22 protein-coding genes are annotated in these 16,305 nt (G+C 59.7%); 11 read left to right on the forward strand and 11 right to left on the reverse strand.

Annotated elements, in window-relative coordinates; translation table 11 throughout:
- Positions 1–59: 59 nt before the first annotated feature.
- Entirely contained in the window at positions 60–584 is a 525-nt protein-coding gene (locus LIX15_RS15105; protein ID WP_227773986.1) for a hypothetical protein, read from the forward strand.
- 27 nt (positions 585–611) lie between these two features.
- Here LIX15_RS15105 and LIX15_RS15110 read toward each other — a convergent pair whose 3' ends face one another.
- Positions 612–1,226 (reverse strand): rubrerythrin family protein, encoded by a 615-nt coding sequence (locus LIX15_RS15110; protein ID WP_227773987.1) that lies wholly within the window; start codon positions 1,224–1,226, stop codon positions 612–614.
- A gap of 122 nt (positions 1,227–1,348) precedes the next feature.
- On the opposite strand from LIX15_RS15110, the gene LIX15_RS15115 reads away from it, so the two are divergent.
- Positions 1,349–2,482: an MBL fold metallo-hydrolase gene (locus tag LIX15_RS15115; protein WP_227773988.1), complete on the forward strand. Its 1,134-nt coding sequence runs from the start codon at positions 1,349–1,351 to the stop codon at positions 2,480–2,482.
- 15 nt (positions 2,483–2,497) lie between these two features.
- Here LIX15_RS15115 and LIX15_RS15120 read toward each other — a convergent pair whose 3' ends face one another.
- Positions 2,498–2,710: a hypothetical protein gene (locus LIX15_RS15120; protein WP_227773989.1), complete on the reverse strand. Its 213-nt coding sequence runs from the start codon at positions 2,708–2,710 to the stop codon at positions 2,498–2,500.
- A gap of 68 nt (positions 2,711–2,778) precedes the next feature.
- Positions 2,779–3,822 carry a YihY/virulence factor BrkB family protein gene (locus LIX15_RS15125; protein WP_227773990.1) on the reverse strand — a complete coding sequence of 348 codons (1,044 nt, stop codon included), beginning with the start codon at positions 3,820–3,822 and terminating at the stop codon, positions 2,779–2,781.
- Between LIX15_RS15125 and LIX15_RS15130 the strand changes: the two genes are divergently transcribed.
- Together LIX15_RS15130 and LIX15_RS15135 are read left to right on the forward strand one after the other, a co-directional pair.
- On the forward strand, positions 3,821–4,405 hold the full coding sequence (locus tag LIX15_RS15130; RefSeq protein WP_227773991.1) for a flavin reductase family protein: 585 nt from the start codon (positions 3,821–3,823) through the stop codon (positions 4,403–4,405). The genes LIX15_RS15125 and LIX15_RS15130 overlap by 2 nt on opposite strands.
- Positions 4,402–5,211, forward strand: a complete 810-nt coding sequence (locus LIX15_RS15135) for an AAC(3) family N-acetyltransferase (RefSeq protein ID WP_227773992.1) — start codon at positions 4,402–4,404, stop codon at positions 5,209–5,211. The genes LIX15_RS15130 and LIX15_RS15135 overlap by 4 nt, the downstream gene beginning before the upstream one ends.
- Positions 5,212–5,219: 8 nt before the next feature.
- On the opposite strand, the gene LIX15_RS15140 is transcribed toward LIX15_RS15135, so the two are convergent.
- Positions 5,220–5,555, reverse strand: coding sequence for a 2Fe-2S iron-sulfur cluster-binding protein (locus tag LIX15_RS15140; RefSeq protein WP_227773993.1), 336 nt, complete (start codon positions 5,553–5,555; stop codon positions 5,220–5,222).
- A 123-nt stretch (positions 5,556–5,678) separates the two neighbouring features.
- Here LIX15_RS15140 and LIX15_RS15145 point away from each other — a divergent pair, with 123 nt between their 5' ends.
- On the forward strand, positions 5,679–7,046 hold the full coding sequence (locus tag LIX15_RS15145; RefSeq protein ID WP_227773994.1) for a geranylgeranyl reductase family protein: 1,368 nt from the start codon (positions 5,679–5,681) through the stop codon (positions 7,044–7,046).
- 189 nt (positions 7,047–7,235) lie between these two features.
- Here the strand turns inward: LIX15_RS15145 and LIX15_RS15150 are convergent, their stop codons facing one another.
- The 3 genes from LIX15_RS15150 to LIX15_RS15160 all read right to left on the reverse strand — a co-directional run bounded on the left by LIX15_RS15150 (position 7,236) and on the right by LIX15_RS15160 (position 10,004).
- Entirely contained in the window at positions 7,236–7,553 is a 318-nt protein-coding gene (locus LIX15_RS15150) for a HalOD1 output domain-containing protein (protein ID WP_227773995.1), read from the reverse strand.
- Between the two features lie 128 nt (positions 7,554–7,681).
- On the reverse strand, positions 7,682–8,134 hold the full coding sequence (locus LIX15_RS33695) for a plastocyanin/azurin family copper-binding protein (protein ID WP_345411974.1): 453 nt from the start codon (positions 8,132–8,134) through the stop codon (positions 7,682–7,684).
- A 586-nt stretch (positions 8,135–8,720) separates the two neighbouring features.
- The gene (locus LIX15_RS15160; RefSeq protein ID WP_227773996.1) at positions 8,721–10,004 is read right to left on the reverse strand and encodes an amidohydrolase; all 1,284 of its coding nucleotides are present in this window, start codon (positions 10,002–10,004) and stop codon (positions 8,721–8,723) included.
- Positions 10,005–10,140: 136 nt separating this feature from the next.
- On the opposite strand from LIX15_RS15160, the gene LIX15_RS15165 reads away from it, so the two are divergent.
- The 3 genes from LIX15_RS15165 (at position 10,141) to LIX15_RS15175 (ending at position 12,630) form a co-directional block, all read left to right on the forward strand.
- Positions 10,141–11,715, forward strand: coding sequence for a Na+/H+ antiporter NhaC family protein (locus LIX15_RS15165; RefSeq protein WP_390184259.1), 1,575 nt, complete (start codon positions 10,141–10,143; stop codon positions 11,713–11,715).
- Positions 11,712–11,978: a DUF7513 family protein gene (locus tag LIX15_RS15170; RefSeq protein ID WP_227773997.1), complete on the forward strand. Its 267-nt coding sequence runs from the start codon at positions 11,712–11,714 to the stop codon at positions 11,976–11,978. Before LIX15_RS15165 ends, LIX15_RS15170 begins: the two co-directional genes overlap by 4 nt.
- Before the next feature lie 145 nt (positions 11,979–12,123).
- On the forward strand, positions 12,124–12,630 hold the full coding sequence (locus LIX15_RS15175) for a hypothetical protein (RefSeq protein ID WP_227773998.1): 507 nt from the start codon (positions 12,124–12,126) through the stop codon (positions 12,628–12,630).
- 51 nt (positions 12,631–12,681) lie between these two features.
- On the opposite strand, the gene LIX15_RS15180 is transcribed toward LIX15_RS15175, so the two are convergent.
- On the reverse strand, positions 12,682–13,014 hold the full coding sequence (locus LIX15_RS15180) for an uS10/mL48 family ribosomal protein (protein WP_227773999.1): 333 nt from the start codon (positions 13,012–13,014) through the stop codon (positions 12,682–12,684).
- Between the two features lie 193 nt (positions 13,015–13,207).
- Here LIX15_RS15180 and LIX15_RS15185 point away from each other — a divergent pair, with 193 nt between their 5' ends.
- On the forward strand, positions 13,208–13,636 hold the full coding sequence (locus LIX15_RS15185) for a bis(5'-nucleosyl)-tetraphosphatase (RefSeq protein WP_227774000.1): 429 nt from the start codon (positions 13,208–13,210) through the stop codon (positions 13,634–13,636).
- 32 nt (positions 13,637–13,668) lie between these two features.
- Here the strand turns inward: LIX15_RS15185 and LIX15_RS33700 are convergent, their stop codons facing one another.
- A complete protein-coding gene (locus tag LIX15_RS33700; RefSeq protein WP_227774001.1) occupies positions 13,669–13,824 on the reverse strand; it encodes a PGF-CTERM sorting domain-containing protein in 156 nt (51 codons plus the stop codon).
- A gap of 143 nt (positions 13,825–13,967) precedes the next feature.
- The gene (locus LIX15_RS33705; RefSeq protein ID WP_438267219.1) at positions 13,968–14,162 is read right to left on the reverse strand and encodes a DUF7827 domain-containing protein; all 195 of its coding nucleotides are present in this window, start codon (positions 14,160–14,162) and stop codon (positions 13,968–13,970) included.
- Between the two features lie 317 nt (positions 14,163–14,479).
- Here LIX15_RS33705 and LIX15_RS15200 point away from each other — a divergent pair, with 317 nt between their 5' ends.
- Entirely contained in the window at positions 14,480–15,535 is a 1,056-nt protein-coding gene (locus LIX15_RS15200; protein ID WP_227774003.1) for a DUF5787 family protein, read from the forward strand.
- A gap of 18 nt (positions 15,536–15,553) precedes the next feature.
- Here LIX15_RS15200 and LIX15_RS15205 read toward each other — a convergent pair whose 3' ends face one another.
- On the reverse strand, positions 15,554–16,054 hold the full coding sequence (locus tag LIX15_RS15205; RefSeq protein ID WP_227774004.1) for a DUF5797 family protein: 501 nt from the start codon (positions 16,052–16,054) through the stop codon (positions 15,554–15,556).
- Between the two features lie 79 nt (positions 16,055–16,133).
- Between LIX15_RS15205 and LIX15_RS15210 the strand changes: the two genes are divergently transcribed.
- Positions 16,134–16,277: a hypothetical protein gene (locus LIX15_RS15210; RefSeq protein ID WP_227774005.1), complete on the forward strand. Its 144-nt coding sequence runs from the start codon at positions 16,134–16,136 to the stop codon at positions 16,275–16,277.
- The last annotated feature ends 28 nt before the right edge of the window (positions 16,278–16,305 follow it).

The raw sequence follows: 16,305 nt of genomic DNA on the forward strand, positions 1-16,305 counted from the left end.
GTCCGATAAGTGTAACTAAGTGAGGATATTTATACCATGACGAGCAAATCGAGAAACGAATGATCGAACTGCGGTTCCGCGAAGCACAGCGATTCCGGCAGGGATGGCTCTGGGCGCTTCTAATCTTTTCGACCATTCCAGTCGGTCTGCTGGTGTTCGTCGTGACGATAAACGAAGCGGACGGTTTCACCCGCGATGCACTCACGACGTTGGCGACGGTGACAGTCGCACTCATCGCGCCGCTGATCCTCTTTCACCGGGCGGAACTCGTCACCGAAGTTCGCGAAGACGGTCTGTATTGCAAGTTCTTCCCCTTCCACCTTCGATTCCGCCGGATTCCGTTTTCCGAAATAACGAGATTCGAACGAGTCAGTTACAGTCCCATGCGCGACTACGGCGGGTGGGGAATCAGGTTCGGTCTCTCGCTGTCCCTCCGCGGAATTTCGTGGGACGAGAAGGGAGCGGCCTACATCGTCAGCGGAAATGAAGGCGTCAGAATCGAGCGGAAGGGAGAACGGCCACTGCTCGTCGGGTCGCAAAGAGCGGACGAACTGCGCCGGGCGATTGCGGACGCCCGGCGCTAACCGAAAACAGCGTCCGAACCGAACCAATTAGCAAATCGGTTTGGGGTCGAGTCCCATCTCGGTTAGGGTGTCGGCGTAGTCGTCGTAGGCGATTTGGACGATTTCCGCCGCGGTTTCCCGTGCGTAGTTCCAGTCTGCCTCGCCGTCACAGCAGTCTGCAAGCAGGGAGACACCGTCTCCGACGTTTTGTTTGGTGTCCGCGCGCAGGTCGCGAAAGAGGCCCGCTCGGCGCTCGTCCGCCTTGTTGACGAAGAAGTTCACCACTTGGAGGAGGGTTTTGTCGCCGACGAGCGACCGTCCGACGAGGCCGCCCGCCCGCGAAACGTCGTCGTTCAGTTCGCGGAGCCGTTCGTGCATGGAGTCAACTCCGCCGGGGTCGAACGCGTCCAGCTCCGCGATGACGCGCTCGTAGTGGTCGCGTTCCTGTTCGTGCAGTCGGGCAAACAGTTCCTGTTCGGACACCTCGGCCCACTCCGCGAACGTTTCGGCGGCGGTGTGTTCGCTTCCCGCGACCGCCGTGAGAACCACCTCCGGTTCGAGGTCGGCACCCGTAAGCGCGACGAGCAGTTGTTGGGAGCCGAGACGGTCGAGTTCGGTCGATTTGGCGTCCCGAACCGAGTCGGCGAAATTGTTTCCGTTCATACCAGCGACACGACGAGACGGAGCATAACGTTTGGGCAGCGATGGAGGTGGGCGAATCTGACGGACAAGTAGCATCGACTGAACGGGCGACCGTTTTTGCCTTCGAACCGCGTAACTTGCGTATGGAAGACGCTCTCTCCGCTCGGGAGCTGTACGACCGACTTCGGCGCGGCGAGTCGCTCACGGTTCTCGACGTTCGCAACCGCGACGAATACGAAACGTGGCACATCGACGCGCCACGGGTAGTACAGACGCCCTACGCCGAGTTCATGAGCGCGAAGGTAAAAAACGAGCTTCCCGACTTCGCTGATTCACTCGACCTCGAAGAACCGGTCGTCGCGGTCTGTCCCCGAGGCGAAGCGAGCGAGCAGGTCGCGGCAATGCTCCGCGAGACCGGCACGGACGCGGGAAATCTGGCCGACGGGATGGACGGCTGGGCGCGCGTGTACGTCGCCCGCGAAATCCGCGCGGAAAGCGACGAAGCCCTCATCCAGTACGAACGCCCGTCCAGCGGTTGTCTGTCGTATCTCGTGGTTTCGGGTGACGAGGCCACGGTTATCGACCCGCTTCAAGCGTTCGCCGACCGATACGTCGAGGATGCGCAGAAGTCGGGTGCTGAACTGAAATACGCCATCGACACGCACGTCCACGCAGACCACATCAGCGGTCTCCGCGAGGTCGCGGACGCGACCGACGCGGAGGCTGTTCTGCCCGCGGGTGCGCGAACCCGTGGTCTCGCGTTCGAGGCGAAATTCGTCGAAAACGGGGACGAACTCGCGGTCGGAAAGACGACGCTGACCGCCGTCCACGCGCCGGGGCACACCAGCGAGATGACGCTCTTTCGCGTTGGAAAGACGCTGTTCAGCGCGGATACGCTGTTTTTGGACGGGATTGGAAGACCGGACCTCGAAGCTGGTTCCGAGGGCGAGACTGAACTGGCGGACGACCTCTACGAAACGCTCCACGAGCGCGTTCTGACGCTTCCGGACGGAACACTCGTCGCTCCGGGGCACATCCATGCGGAAACGCCGCGTGGAAAAGACGAATCGTTCACCGCTCGGCTAGCCGCGGTTCGTGAGTCGGTTCCGCTCCTCTCGCTCGACCGCGAGGCCTTTGTCGCGCGAATCGCGGACGACCTTCCGCCACGTCCTGCCAACTACGAGGACATCGTGGCGATAAATCTCGGCGAAAAATCCGTCGAGGAAGAAACCGCGTTCGAACTCGAACTCGGGCCGAATAACTGCGCGGTGCAGTAGGATTTCGTTCGTAGATTACGCCCGGTCGGTTTCTTCGTCGACCTCGACGTGGCGTTCGTCCATCCGTTCGTCGTCCGCATCGTCGTCGTCCTCCGGTAGCCCCTCCGCATCCGACTGTTTCTGCTCCGCCGAATCCATCTCCTCGTCAACGCGGTCGAGTTCCTCTTCGACTTCTCGCTTTCGTTCGCGTTGCATCTCTCGCTCTCGATCGCGGTTATCTTCGGCCATCGGTTCGACGAATACGCCGAACCGCTACTTTTGTGTGGTGGCCGTCGCCGTGTGATTATTTACGGTTATCACCGCACCGTCGCCGCGCTGCGCCCGGCGACGACGACGTTCACCGCCGCGCCGACGAGCAGGAGGATGCCCGCGAAATAGAGCCACGTGAGAAACAGGATCACCCCGGCGAGCGCTCCATAGACGGGTGCTTTGCTCGCGGCCCCAGCGTAGGCTTGGAAGCCGGCCTGAAGGATAATCCACCCGAACGCGGCGACGAGCGTGCCCGGAATGGCTTCTCGAACCGTCATGCTCACCGGGGGAAGTACGTAGTATAGCGGCAGGAAGACGAGAACGAGACCGAGGAGGAGGGTGAGGGTTCCTGCAAAATCGATGAACGGAATCGCCTCGAACGCGGACGACCGGATCACGGCCCCGACGGCAATCATCAGAGCGATTCCGACCGCGACGGCGATTAGCGTCACGAATCCTTTCTTTAGCTGTTCGACGATGCTCGCGTCGGGTTCTCGCTGGTACACCTCCTCGAACGCGAGCAAAAGCCCCCGGAACAGTTTGAGCGCGCTCCAGAGCAGGACGACGACGCTCAGAAGGGAGGCGCCGGTTCGTGCCGAGGAGTTCTGCACCGCCTGTTCGAGGAAAGACGCGCCTTGTTCGGAGAGCAAGCCCTGCGCCTGCTGGACGAGCGCGTTTGCGAACTCCTGTCCGCCGATGAGTGTCCCAACAGTGAGTGCGAGGAGGGCGAGCGGGAACACCGACACGAAGGCGTAGTACGCGAAACTCGCTGCGAGGAACGTGATGTTGCGCTCCTGCACGACATCGATGACCGACCGGGCCGTCGCGGTTACGCTCATAGGCGAAAAATGGTCGTCCCTCCTAATGTTTGGTTCGGCTGTCTGAATGACGTATTCGAAGTCGTTCGCGAAGAAAAAGGAACTGCGGTCGAATTGGCGATCTACTCGGTGCAGATGCACGCTCGGTTCTCGTGCTACTACCCCCGTGCTGCCCGCGACAATTGAACAGATGACATCGTACCGCTGATCGTACTCCGATAGAATCGACTGCACCCGGAACTGGCTTGCCATTCCGTTTCCATCATTCTGCATGGAAATCGACCCGGACGAGGTGCAGTCGCTTTATCGAACGTTAGCGGGCGCGGTCGTTCCCCGGCCGATTGCGTGGGTCGGCACTCGAAGTCAGGACGGCGTGGATAATCTCGCCCCGTACAGCTTTTTCAACGTCGTGAGCGTCGCGCCACCGGTCGTGATGTTCGCCCCCGTGGACGGACAGGACGGATTGAAAGACACTCCCGCGAACGTCCGCGAAACCGAGGAGTTCGTCGTCAACGTCGTCACCGAACCGCTGGCCGAGGCGATGAATCGGACGAGCGCGACGCTCCCCCACGGAGAGAGCGAGTTCGACCACGCCGGACTCGACCGCGCGGAATCGACGACTGTCGACGCTCCGCGCGTCGCGGAAACGCCGGTCGCGTTCGAATGTTCGCTGTACGAGATGGTGGACATCGGCGCGTCCACGATGGTTCTCGGCGAAGTCGAATGGGTGCACGTCGACGATTCGGTGACGACCGACGGTAAACTCGACGTGGAGAAAATCGATGCTGTCGGTCGACTTTCAGGAAATTTATATGCGACGACGCGAGAGCGATTTTCGTTGGAGCGTCCTCCGTGAGCGAACGAGACATCATCGAGCAGAGCGACGAACCGATTACGGGCGAACGAATCGCAGACGACCTTCGAAACCTCGGAATAACGGCGGGTGACACCCTCCTCGTCCACTCGTCGCTTTCCGCCCTCGGCTGGGTCAGCGGCGGCGCACCAGCGGTCGTGGACGCATTGCGTTCCGTCGTCGGTGATGACGGAACGCTCGCGATGCCGACCCACACGGGCCTCTCCGACCCGGAGGGTTGGCAGAATCCACCCGTCCCCGACGACTGGAAGGACGAAATTCGGGCGACGATGTCGCCCTACCGCCCGGAAATAACGCCGACGCGCGGCATGGGCGCGATTCCGGAGACGTTCCGAAGTTATCCAGACGTCGCTCGAAGTCGGCACCCACACCACTCCTTTGCGGCGTGGGGGACGGATGCGGCATCCGTCGTCGCCGATCACGAGTACGATTTTGGACTCGGTGAGAACTCACCGCTCGCCGACGTGTCCGATAGGGATGGAACGGTTCTCTACCTTGGGACGAGTTACGAGACGAGCACCTCGCTCCACCTCGCTGAACATCGCGGCGAGTTCGAGAAAGAGACCGTCACGGACGGCGCGCCGGTGGTGGAAGATGGCGAGCGCGAATGGATTCAGCTGACGGGGCTCGATTGCGAAGACGGTGATTTCGAGCAGGTCGGCGAAGCCTTCGAAGAAGCGCGTCCCGAAACGGTTGCTCGTGGAACCGTCGGCAACGCCGATTCGGTCGCTATGAGTCAGCGAGAATTGGTCGATTTCGCCAGCGAGTGGTTCAGCGAAAATCGGTAGCTGTCGCGCTAGTCGTCGTCCGCGGTTGCGGCGTCGGAATCCATCGCTTCAGCGTCCGCTTCGATGCTCGGCGGATACTTTCCTCGGTCGAGTTTCAGGTCGCTCTGCGGGCGGGCCATGCAGGTGAGCGCGTACGTTTCGGCTTCTTCTTCGGTCAGACCGCGGGCCGCAGGTTGCGTCACCTTTCCCTCCACGATTTCGGCGGAGCACGCGAGACACATGCCGACCCTGCAGGAGTACTCCTGTGCGATTCCCTCCTCGATGCACGCCTTGAGGATGGTCTGCTTGTCGGAAACAGCGATTTCCTCCCCGGTTCCGACGAACTCGACGGTGAATTCGGTCATACTTCGGAGGTACGAAACTACTTGACAAAACTCTTTATCCACGCCGTCCGCATTCAGAGTCGCTTTTGAAACGACACATTAGGGGATAAAGAGTTTTCTCGCTTCCCTCTCGTAGCGAAACGCATGACCAAGCAGTACGATATGGTCGTCGTCGGCGCAGGAACCTCGGGGTGTTACGCCGCGGCGACTGTCGCACGCGAGGGCTACGACGTCGTCATCGTGGAGCGAAAGAGCGAGGAAGAAGCGGGACACATCGCCTGCGGAGACGCATTGAAAGGCGCGGACGCCTTTCCGGAGGCGATTCCGAAGGAGAAGATTCAACCCGCGTTCACCAACACCGACGTAGACCACGGCCGGTTCGAGATTCCGAGGGAGGACACCGTCCTCGAAATTCCGGTGCCGGGTGAACTCGCCGTTATCGACCGCTGGGAGTACGGACGGCTAATCATCGAGGGTGCGAAGGATGCGGGTGCGGAGTTCCACTACGACACCGTCGTTCAAGACGTGACGCAGGACGACGACGGGCGCGTCACGGGCGTCCGCGGCAAACACAAGGGCGAAGTCGTGGAGTACGAATCCGAACTGCTCATCGACGCCGCCGGGGCGCTCTCGCTTCTGCAGGACAAAACGGACTTTTCGAACGCGACGTTCGACACGAACGTCACCTACTCGCAGTTCTGTTCTGCCTACCGCGAAGTACTTCACGTCGATGAACCCGTAGAATGGGACGACGCGCTCGTGTTCAAACCGACCGACCGTGCCGCGGGCTATCTCTGGTACTTCCCGCGCACCAGCACGGAAATCAACGCCGGACTCGGCTTCCAGATGAACGAAGAGCCGATGAAGTTGGTCGAAGACCTCAAACACGACCTTCGCAACCGACCCGAATTGAAGGATGCAACCGTCGAGGACAAACTCGGTGCGGCCCTGCCGACCCGCCGACCCTACGACTCCGCCGTTGCATCCGGATTCATCGCGGTCGGAGACGCCGCGGGCCACGTTAACCCGACGACCGGCGGCGGCATCGCGGGCGCTGCTTACGCCGGAAAATACGCGGGCGAGCAGGCCATCGAGGCCTTCGAATCCGGCGACGTGAGCGAGCAAACACTGTGGCGGTACAATCAGCGCGTCATGGATCACTTCGGCGCGCGCTACGCGGGACTCGACATCTACAACATCTTCACGACCGCCGTGGAAGTGGATGACCTGATGGGGATGCTCGGCGCGCTTCCGACGGAAAAGCTCTCCGAAGCGCTCTACTCCGGTAGTGCGAACATCGGCTGGAAACTCAAACTCCAGACCGCCATCGACGCCCGCGACCACTGGAAACTCATCTACGACCTCTATCGGACGAAAAAGCTGGCCGACGACATCATCGACCACTACGACCACTACCCGACCGACCCGCGAGGGCTTCCAGCGTGGCGGGAGGTTCGTGACGACCTGATGGATAGAGTGTACGAGACGACCGGCGCGCCGCCGAAATACTGATTCCGACACATCTGCTCTCTTTCGTCCATCGCTGTTCGATCTTGTACCACTCCTTACAGTTGCATCGTACTACGGATTTGTCGTCGCACTTTCTTTGATGTGGATTAACTTAACACATCATTCGTCGGGAAAAAACCGAGAAGCAGCGTAGCTACAAAAGTCAGTGTGAACCAACCGCTCGAAAGCGTGTCAATCGATATCTTTCACGACGATTTGACCGTAACTGTGTACCTTCACTTGATAGTCGAGAATGTCGAAGACGACCTTTCCCCCCATTCGGGGTGTGCCGTCGTGTTTGTCGCTAAACAGGTTGTCGAGCGCGTCCGGGTCGATAACGTCGTACAGCGGGACGCCGATTTCTGCGGGGTCGTTCCCCGTCACTTCCGCGAGTGCCATCACCACTGCGGTACTGAGTTTTTCCTCTTCCGCGTAACAAATATACTGGTTGTTCGGTGCCGTGCTTGTGATAATGCCGCCGTCGTCACTGTGGTTAACGTTCTCGTTCATGCTGTTGACCTCTGAAACTGCAATACTGTTCGGTCTATACAGAGCCTTGAGACAGAGGCTAATAAAAATTGCCGTCTTTAATTGAAACAGTTATTCTCTCAACATATGCTCTCGGAGACGTTCGTGGCTCAGTCCAGTCCGTAGCCATCCCCGTACTTCAGGAAGAAGTAGGCTAAAAGCAGCACCGTGACCATCGCGGAAATCGTCGCAATTCCCATCGTCATCGCGCTGTTCGGCACCAACGGAAGAGCACCCGCCACTACCCTCGACGCCATCCGCACCGACTTCGACGATTCCGACCATCCCGCTGACTCGTGCGGAATGCAGAAATACTCGTAGTTGCCTTCCACGTCGAAAGTGTGTTCGTACTGTTCGCCCCCGCCGATGTCGCCCTCGGGATAGGCGTCTCGCGCCGCCTGTTCGCTGTCGAAGTCGCCGCTCGCGACGTACTCCGCATCTTCCGGAATTTCGTCCTCGTAGGCCGTGATGGAGTGGCCAACAGACCCCACGTTGTCCCAAACGACCGTCGTCCCCGGCGCAACCGTCACCGACTCCGGTTCGAAGACCAGTCTGTCGGTCATCTCGACCGTCTGTTGCTTCTGCGCGGAAGCCGCTCCCGCCGCGGACGCAACCGTCGTTTCCCCTGTGAGTCCCCGAAGGACCCCTCGTCGCGTCGTTTCGGTTCCCCCATAGCTGACTAGGCGGGGATTATCGGTGAAGGCAAATACGCCCGCGAGGTATTCGGGGCGGGTGTTCCGAGGAGAACCTGATTTCGGTGGGATTGTCGTTGTTGGTTACTCCGGGTTCGGGTTACTCGGCAGTGAAGTCACATTCGAGTAGCCGCTTTTTAGAAATTCGTCTTCCGAACCACCACGGCTAGCTACTCAGTCATTCGAGGGATGGGTGCGTCGCACTCGGCCCTCTCGCGGTCTGGCGTCTCAAAATCGCTCTGCGATTTTGAGGGCAGAGGAGAAATTGCTTCTTCCCGTGACAACGGGTGAGGGAACGAGTGGCGAAGCCCCGAGTGACGGCGGGAGCGAGTGATGAACGAGGGCGTGGCTTGCGCCCATTAATTAACGATCCAGAAGACTCCGGCACCACCTTTTTGATTCGCTTCAATTCATCTCGCTTACGAACTCACAACACTATTCTTCGCCCGGAATACCATCAGGGACGCTTGCTAGCGATTTCTCGAATCGAGGAGGACAACAAATCGACCGCGATTGGAAGGCTATCTTCGTCCACATCGAACGTCGAGGTGTGGTGGCCGCCGGGGTGATCGGTGCCGACGCCGACGTAGACCGCTAGACCGCCGTTTTGTTGGACCTCCTGCATGAGATACGTCGCGTCCTCGCTACCGCCGAGGGTGTCGCGGCGAATCGGATTCTCGACGCCGCGGGTTTCCGTCGAAACATCGTGGATGATTTCGACCAATCCTTCGTCGCTTTCCGCGCTCGGGGCTTCACCTTCCGTGCTCTGTTCAACCGAGCAGCCGTGCATCGCCGCGGCGTGTTCGAGGACGCGGTTCGCGCGCTCCTGCATGTAATCTTTGAGGTGGGTCGTCTCGCCGCGAACTTCGCCCTCGATATAGGCGTGTTCGGGGATGATGTTCGTGGCCGACCCGCCGCCGACATCTCCGGCGTTGATTCGCGTCGCGCCGTCCTCGTGGCGCGGGATGGCGTAGAGGTTCTGAATCGCGGTTGCCATCGCCTGCACTGCGTTTTCCCCGGCGTTCGGTTTCCCGCCCGCGTGGGCCGGTTCGCCAGTGAACTCGGCCAAGAAATGGCTCACCGCGAGGAAGCCATCGACGCCCGCGACGACTTCGCCGGTCGGGTGGTCGAGACCGATGTGAACGGCGAGCAGGTAGTCCACGTCGTCCACGTGGCCGCTCTTTGCCATCGGCTTCCCTCCGGCGACCATCTCCTCGCCGGGTTGGAACAGCACCTTCAGCGTTCCCTCGAAGTTGCTGTCCTTGATCGCTTCCAGCACGCCAATTCCGATCGTCGCGTGGGCGTCGTGCCCGCACGCGTGCATCGCGCCCGCGTGCTCGGAGCGGAAGCCCTCTGTCGCCGGGACGTGGTCGCTGTTGGTGGATTCCTCGCGGAGTAAGCCGTCGATGTCCACGCGGAGTGCAACCGTCGGCCCCTCGCCGCGGTCGATGACGGCGATTGCGCCGGTTCTCCCGCCCTCCAACCGTTCGAGGATGTCCTCGCGGGCACCCTCCTGTCGAGCCTGTTCGTACCAGCGACCCAGTTCGTCGTCGTCGGGAACCGACATTCGTTCTTCCTCCGCGAGGACTTCGGAACCGACGTACAGTTCGTCCACGCCGATGGTTTCCAATTCGTCCACGATTCGGCTGGTAGTGTAGAACTCACGCCACGCCGGTTCCGGATACCGGTGTAACTCCCGTCGCAGTTCGACCAGTCGGTCGCGGTGGGTCTGTTGACTCATGACGGGGCTGACGGCCGGTGCGGGCTTAAACCCTCACGAGTGGGCAGGCGTTGCATCTTCCCCGACTTATCATTCCGTATTAACTATAATTTATAATACCGGGCCGTCTTGCCACAGAACGACAGAGGTGAGTTAGATGGGTTCTTCAGACGATAGACAGGACGAACCGGGAGATGAAGTAGAAGAAGAACTAATGCAAGCGGAGCAGGCGCGGAGCGAACCGCAAATCGAGTTCTACGGCGGGAAGTGGATGAGCACGATACCAATCGCGCTGTTCATCGTTTGGGCGGTGTTCCAGAGCGGACTCCTCGGAATCGGTGATACGACGGGATTGGTTATCGGCATGCTCGTCGCGCTCATCGTCGGGATGTTGTTCGCCAAGGGTGATTGGAAATCCTACGCGAACACCATCTTCGAAGGGATGACGCAGCGCGTGGCCGCGACGGCCATCGTCGCCTGGCTCTGGGCGGGTATGTTCGCGCAGGTGCTCCAGGACGGCGGCTTCGTCGAGGGTCTCGTCTGGGCCGCGGACGCTTTGAGCATCGGCGCGGCGCTGTTTCCCGCGGCGACGTTCATCCTCGCCGCGCTGCTCGCGACCGGTATCGGAACCGGCTACGGGACGACGATTGCATTTACGGGACTGTTCTTCCCGGCGGGCGTTCTCATCGGCGCGAGTCCGGTGTTGATGTTCGGTGCAATCCTCTCGGGCGCTGTCTTCGGTGACAATCTCGCGCCGGTCAGCGACACGACCATCGTGAGCGCGGTGACGCAGGATTCCGATATCGGCGGCGTCGTCGCGTCGCGATTTAAGTATGCCATCTTCGCGGCGGTGTTCGCACTCGTCGGCTACGTCATCGCAGGGTCGATGATGGACGGCATCGCCGTCTCCGGCGAGACCGTCCTTGAAGGCAATCCGATCGGCCTCATCCATCTCGTTTCGATGCTGATAGTCATCGTCACGGCGATTTCGGGGCGGCACATCGTCGAAGCGATCTCGTGGGGCCTCATCTTCGCAATTGGTGCTAACTTGGCGTTCGGTCTCGCCAAGCTACAGCAGATGCTGGTCTTTTACGCGCCACGAAACGGGCCGTTCGCGCAGGATTTAGCCTTTCTTCCGGTGGTTCAGGTCGTTGCACCGGACGCCGAGACCGCAGGAACGGTGAGTGGAAGCCTGTACAACGGTGCGCTGGGCTTTTTCCCGCTCATCGTGCTGACCCTACTCATCGTCGCGGGCGCACAAATCATGATCCGCGGCGGCGGCTTCGAAGCGCTTCAGAACTGGTTGCTGAACAGCGTGGCGACGAACGTCCGCCGCGCGGAGACGACGATGGTGATGGGCACGGCGGGCGTCAACGCCATGATTACCATCAACACCGCCGCGGAAATTGCCATCGCGCCATATGTCGCCCGTATCGGCCAGAAGTTCAACATCAACGGCTACCGCCGTGCGAACATCCTCGACGCGAACTCCTCCGCGATGGGGTACATCTTCCCGTGGGGCGGCGGCGTGCTGGTCGGCTACGCGACGATGGTCGGACTGGTTGAACAGTTCGACTGGTTCACGCAGTCGATGGTGGTCAACCCCGCACAAGTGTGGCCATTCGTCTTCCACGGATGGTTCCTGTTCGGCGTGTTCCTCCTCTCCGCGCTAACCGGGTTCGGACTCGAATACGTTTCCGACCGCAAGGCCGAGGAGGTGGCGCGAGTATGAGCCTTTTGGACAAATATCTCGCGGGCTGGTCGTTCCGGACGAACAAACCGGAATTCGACGTCGGCCAAGAAATCGACGTGTATCTCACGGATTACAGCAACGGCACCGCGCTCGCCCGCGTCGGTGACACTCTCATCCACGTCGAAGACGCGCCACCGGATGCCCTCGACACTCGCGTCCGACTCCGCGTCGATGAGTTCGACACGAACGACTACGTCGGGGAAGCGACGTTCGTCGAAGCGATAGACGGCACGACGTTCTGAGCGCGTCGAATCCAATACCTTTTTTCGAAATCGGACGTACCGACAGCAATCGGTATGAATTAGTAACTCGGTAACCGGTCGCTCAGGGCATAGTTATTGATACTGCCCTCGTCGGTCCACACGGTGTACCCGGGGGGTATCACCAATGGAGTTAGAACGAAGCGACACTTGGAAACGAACGGACGAGACGGGCACAACGGACGAGACGGGAAAACGAACATGTATTCAACCGAGCGACTCTCGGCGAGATTTCATGCGGAAGGGGGCGTTGACTGCGGGACTACTCACAGTCGGTCTTACGGCGACGGGAACCGCTACGGCACAGGATAGCAGTGACGAAGTGTTGGTGTTCACCGACGACTACATCGCGCGAACACCGTTCCGTGTCATCTCGCAACTACCACAGTCTATCACGATTCGACTGCTTCAGCTTCCGAACGGAAACGACGTTCCCGAACTCTCACAACCCGACGACTACAACGGCTATAGCATTCGATACGGCAGCGGCGGCAGCGTCATCGCGGCCAGTTACGTGTTCACACAACAAACGCTTCGGGAAGGAAATCGATTCCGCTTCTCGTCGGATGCGAACATCTTCAGCGGGCGACTCAACCTCGTCAGTGCAACGGTCAATCGCGTCGGCAACAACTAGGTTCGAGCGCTCGTTTTTACCGAAACTCGGTCGAAGAGAGAAGAAACGACGCTATGCTTTTCCCATTCCCTGTACCTGTTCGAGTTCGACCTCGACGCGGATTCCGGGCGGAAAATTCATCTCGGCGACCCGCCGGGAGACGCCGTTGTGGCCGACGATTTCTATCTTTCGCGTGTAAACCGTGTAATCCCAATTCCTGAACTGCTGCCCTTCGTCTCCGGACAGCGTTTTATACTGTGGTACCCGAATCCGTTTCGGCGGTTCGGAGTGCGGTCCGCGCAGGTCCGCTCCCTTTCGCTCCGCAGTCGAGCGAATTTCGGACACGACTTTGTCCAGTACGGGCCGGTTCCCGCTCTGGAGAAGTATTTTTGTGATGAAGGTCATGGCTGGCTCTGTGAAGTATAGAGATTCACAGTACGTAAAATTCCTGCTTCTGGTTCGCGGCGAGTATAGTTATTCGTTCTGTCTGTTCACCAACCTCACGTATCGTTCCGTTCGAAGTACCGAACGGGAAATGGCCGAAAACGACTGTGTTGGTTCGACATTCCTTTAATGGCTAACCGCATACGAGGACACAATGGCAGTCAAAGCTACGAGCGCGGGTGCCATCCTGTTTCGGGATACCCGTGGTCGAAGGGAATACCTCCTCCTCAAAAGCCGTCCCGGCGATTGGGAGTTCCCCAAAGGCGGCGTGGAGGGCGACGAAGAGCTACAGCAAACGGCAATACGAGAAGTGGAAGAGGAGGCGGGGATCGAAGATTTTCGACTCCTCGACGGCTTTCGCGACGATTACAGCTACGTCTTCGAAGCGAACGGAACCACGATTCACAAGACGGTACATCTGTTCATCGCCAAATCGTACGAGGCCAGCGCGGAACTCTCGAACGAACACCGCGACTTGCAGTGGCGTGATTACGAACAGGCGATAAACACCATCACACAGGACGGGCCGCGGGACATCCTCCGGGATGCACACGAGTTCCTCAAGGACAACGAGGACAGCTAAGAAAAACGAAAGCGAAACCGGTTTTTCGGAAGTTATCGACGCCGCACCAGCAGTGCGACTCCTGCGAGAGCGGTCAGTGCGAGACCGATGCCGAAGCCGGGTTGACCGTCGGATTCGGTGTCTTCGGTCGTCCCGTTTTCCGTCGTGGTTTCGCCGGACGAATCTCCGTCTTCGGTGTTCTCGGTCATCTCGTCACCTTGGACGTTGACGCCGCCGTAAGCAACCGCCGAGGCGTTCTCGTCAGTCCGGTGTATACCGTGATGCCGTACATCGACGGTTTCAGTGAGTCCGTCTCCGTCTCGTTTTTCACGGAGAGGTTGTCGGCGTCGGACTATGTGGTCAGCGTCGCTCCGTCGCTGCTTCCTGCCGCCGCCGTGTCGAACAGCAGTGTGACTTGTCCATCGCCGTCGCCGTCGGTAACGGTCGCGTTCAGTTTGTAGTCGGCTTCGCCGCCGCCGAGTTGAACGGTTGTTCCGTCGAGACCGCTCAGGCTGAAGTTCATCGCGGTGGTTTCGCCCTGTTGCACCTTGTAGATGGATCGGTTAAGCGAGACTGTTCCGTTACCGTCTCCTTCCTGTTGGAGGGAAAGAGGGGACTGCGGACTTCTGTTCGGTGTTCGTTGCGGTTCCGGCAGTGCCTGCGACGGTAGTTCCTGCGAGGAGCGAAACGACCACCACGAAGGTCAGAGCGTGTCGTATGTTCATAGCTATCGGAGTAGTCTGCAGTAAAACCGCGTTTACCCGTCGCGTGACGAGTGATATTTGATATTTCTCATCGTGCAACAAATATTTTCCGTAACGGGTCGGTCGAATCGCTTACCAGCACAGGGATCGATGAGTGAGTATGGCCGAACCGGAGTTCACGTTCGAACTGCGAATCTGTCGCTGGGCGGAGCGATGCTGGCCGCCGGAAGGTCGTGAACGCCCGGTGCTCGTCGCCCGGCAACTCGGCACGAAACGCAGGCGATGGGATACGGTGGTCGTGGAAGTGGACGCTGACGCGTTCGCCCGGCGTGCGCAGTTCGGACGAAAACGACTCGACGGAAACCTCCTGCACGTCGTTCGAAACGCGCCGAATGAGTGGGCGTGGTATCAGGACATCCTTCCCGACCCCGGCTATCCATGGCGGTACGTCAGAGAGACGATTCACAAGGCGGACGACAGAGGAATTCTGGACGTTCGAAAGCGAGGGCGAAAACTCGAAATTAAACGACGATGGGAGTATCCAGACTGGATTCGACGCATCGTCGCCATCGAAAACAAACCCGACTTGGACGCCAGCGCGGCGCGAAATTTGCGCCCACAAATAGAGCGAGATGTCGCCCTCGCGCTGGCCGACGAGGTGTGGGTCGCGACACGCGCGACGGGCGATCGAGTCGAACCCGCACTGCTCGAATCCCTGCCGGTCGAGGCGGGGATTCTAACCGTCTCCGGGAACGAAAACGCCGACTACGGAGGATTCGACGAACACCAGACGAACGTGGCGTGGTTCCCGCAAAGGCTCAACGTTGACGTGCCCGGAACCCGAATTCTGGAGCGTCCGAGCGGCGGGAAGTACGACCAGTCGGCGGCCCGATTCGAGTACGTCGAACCGGGACGAAAACGACAAAAGCGACTGGAAATTGCGGAGCGGGCCTACGAACGCGGTTGGCGGTCGTACACCCGAACCATGCGGCCCGACTGTCGATACTTCGAACTTCGCCACGAAAACCGGATGATGCTTCCGCACTGCTCGGCGAAATCGTGTTCGCAAACCGCGAGCCAGTGTTCCGGACGCTGTTCCGCGTTCGAACCCGAACCCCCTGCGTGGCGGCAGAAAGTGTGGCCGGTTGAGGGTGGCCCCGGGAAGGCGATTCGGCGACTGCTTAAATCCCGTCAGGAGCGATTTCGACCGGAGTAACCCGCGTTTTGGCAGTACTCATCCGGACGCTTCGACGGTAATGTCCTCGCGCGCGACGGCGAGTTTGAACGTCGGGACGGTTCGGTAGACGACTTCGACGACGCCTTTCCGTTTCAGGCTTTGGAGGGCAGAGCGCACCTCGTCTGCGTCCGGGTCGATGTCGAACTCCTCGCGGAGCTTGTGAAGCACAGAGACGACACTCTCTGAACGGTCATCCGGACCTGCAAGAACAGAAAAAGTCTGCTGTTGAAGTTTCGGGACGCGGACGACGCTGGGCGTATCCCCGTCCTCGTCGGCGACCATTCCGGGCTCCACGTCCACGAGGTCGTTCGCCTCGGTCGTCGCGCAGATGTAACTGTTCTCGTCGCGGTAGTAGTACTCCTTCAGTTCGTTTTCTAGATACTGGTGGACTTCGCTCCCGCTTTCTAACTCCCACCTGTCCTGTAACTCACTGTTTTTCGTCGGTTGCAGTTCGACCAGGTCGGCGAGTCGCTCGCGGGCCTCCTCGGTCAGCGTCATTGTGGGGTGGATATGCGGGCGTGTTATTTCCCAGTTCCGGAGCAGTTTCGGCGATGACGAGGGCGTAGGTGAGTTGCAGATGGTTGGTTTTGGAAACATTCAGATTATTCGGGAGATGGAACTGCGCCTCGTGGCGCGACGTTTGCAGTTGCTAGGCGCAGATGACGCCCTCACACGTCGCTCGCCCGTTGCCTTCGCCCAGCAGACTCCGTCACGGAAGTAACGTTAACCTGCCTTTACTCTCAACCAGT

The sequence above is a fragment of the Haladaptatus pallidirubidus genome, from assembly GCF_020700235.1.
Classification (GTDB): Archaea; Halobacteriota; Halobacteria; order Halobacteriales; family Haladaptataceae; genus Haladaptatus; species Haladaptatus pallidirubidus.

Excerpts from the sequence above, each read along its gene's own strand:
- LIX15_RS15125 (WP_227773990.1), bottom strand. The coding sequence starts at position 3,822 with ATGCAGAATGATGGAAACGGAATGGCAAGCCAGTTCCGGGTGCAGTCG.
- LIX15_RS15150 (WP_227773995.1), bottom strand. The coding sequence starts at position 7,553 with ATGAACGAGAACGTTAACCACAGTGACGACGGCGGCATTATCACAAGC.
- LIX15_RS15115 (WP_227773988.1), top strand. The coding sequence starts at position 1,349 with ATGGAAGACGCTCTCTCCGCTCGGGAGCTGTACGACCGACTTCGGCGC.
- LIX15_RS33700 (WP_227774001.1), bottom strand. The coding sequence starts at position 13,824 with ATGACCGAGAACACCGAAGACGGAGATTCGTCCGGCGAAACCACGACG.
- LIX15_RS15180 (WP_227773999.1), bottom strand. The coding sequence starts at position 13,014 with ATGACCTTCATCACAAAAATACTTCTCCAGAGCGGGAACCGGCCCGTA.
- LIX15_RS15110 (WP_227773987.1), bottom strand. The coding sequence starts at position 1,226 with ATGAACGGAAACAATTTCGCCGACTCGGTTCGGGACGCCAAATCGACC.
- LIX15_RS33695 (WP_345411974.1), bottom strand. The coding sequence starts at position 8,134 with ATGACCGACAGACTGGTCTTCGAACCGGAGTCGGTGACGGTTGCGCCG.
- LIX15_RS15105 (WP_227773986.1), top strand. The coding sequence starts at position 60 with ATGATCGAACTGCGGTTCCGCGAAGCACAGCGATTCCGGCAGGGATGG.
- LIX15_RS15165 (WP_390184259.1), top strand. The coding sequence starts at position 10,141 with ATGGGTTCTTCAGACGATAGACAGGACGAACCGGGAGATGAAGTAGAA.
- LIX15_RS15205 (WP_227774004.1), bottom strand. The coding sequence starts at position 16,054 with ATGACGCTGACCGAGGAGGCCCGCGAGCGACTCGCCGACCTGGTCGAA.
- LIX15_RS15130 (WP_227773991.1), top strand. The coding sequence starts at position 3,821 with ATGGAAATCGACCCGGACGAGGTGCAGTCGCTTTATCGAACGTTAGCG.
- LIX15_RS15140 (WP_227773993.1), bottom strand. The coding sequence starts at position 5,555 with ATGACCGAATTCACCGTCGAGTTCGTCGGAACCGGGGAGGAAATCGCT.
- LIX15_RS15145 (WP_227773994.1), top strand. The coding sequence starts at position 5,679 with ATGACCAAGCAGTACGATATGGTCGTCGTCGGCGCAGGAACCTCGGGG.
- LIX15_RS15210 (WP_227774005.1), top strand. The coding sequence starts at position 16,134 with ATGGTTGGTTTTGGAAACATTCAGATTATTCGGGAGATGGAACTGCGC.
- LIX15_RS15170 (WP_227773997.1), top strand. The coding sequence starts at position 11,712 with ATGAGCCTTTTGGACAAATATCTCGCGGGCTGGTCGTTCCGGACGAAC.
- LIX15_RS15175 (WP_227773998.1), top strand. The coding sequence starts at position 12,124 with ATGGAGTTAGAACGAAGCGACACTTGGAAACGAACGGACGAGACGGGC.
- LIX15_RS15200 (WP_227774003.1), top strand. The coding sequence starts at position 14,480 with ATGGCCGAACCGGAGTTCACGTTCGAACTGCGAATCTGTCGCTGGGCG.
- LIX15_RS15160 (WP_227773996.1), bottom strand. The coding sequence starts at position 10,004 with ATGAGTCAACAGACCCACCGCGACCGACTGGTCGAACTGCGACGGGAG.
- LIX15_RS15120 (WP_227773989.1), bottom strand. The coding sequence starts at position 2,710 with ATGGCCGAAGATAACCGCGATCGAGAGCGAGAGATGCAACGCGAACGA.
- LIX15_RS15185 (WP_227774000.1), top strand. The coding sequence starts at position 13,208 with ATGGCAGTCAAAGCTACGAGCGCGGGTGCCATCCTGTTTCGGGATACC.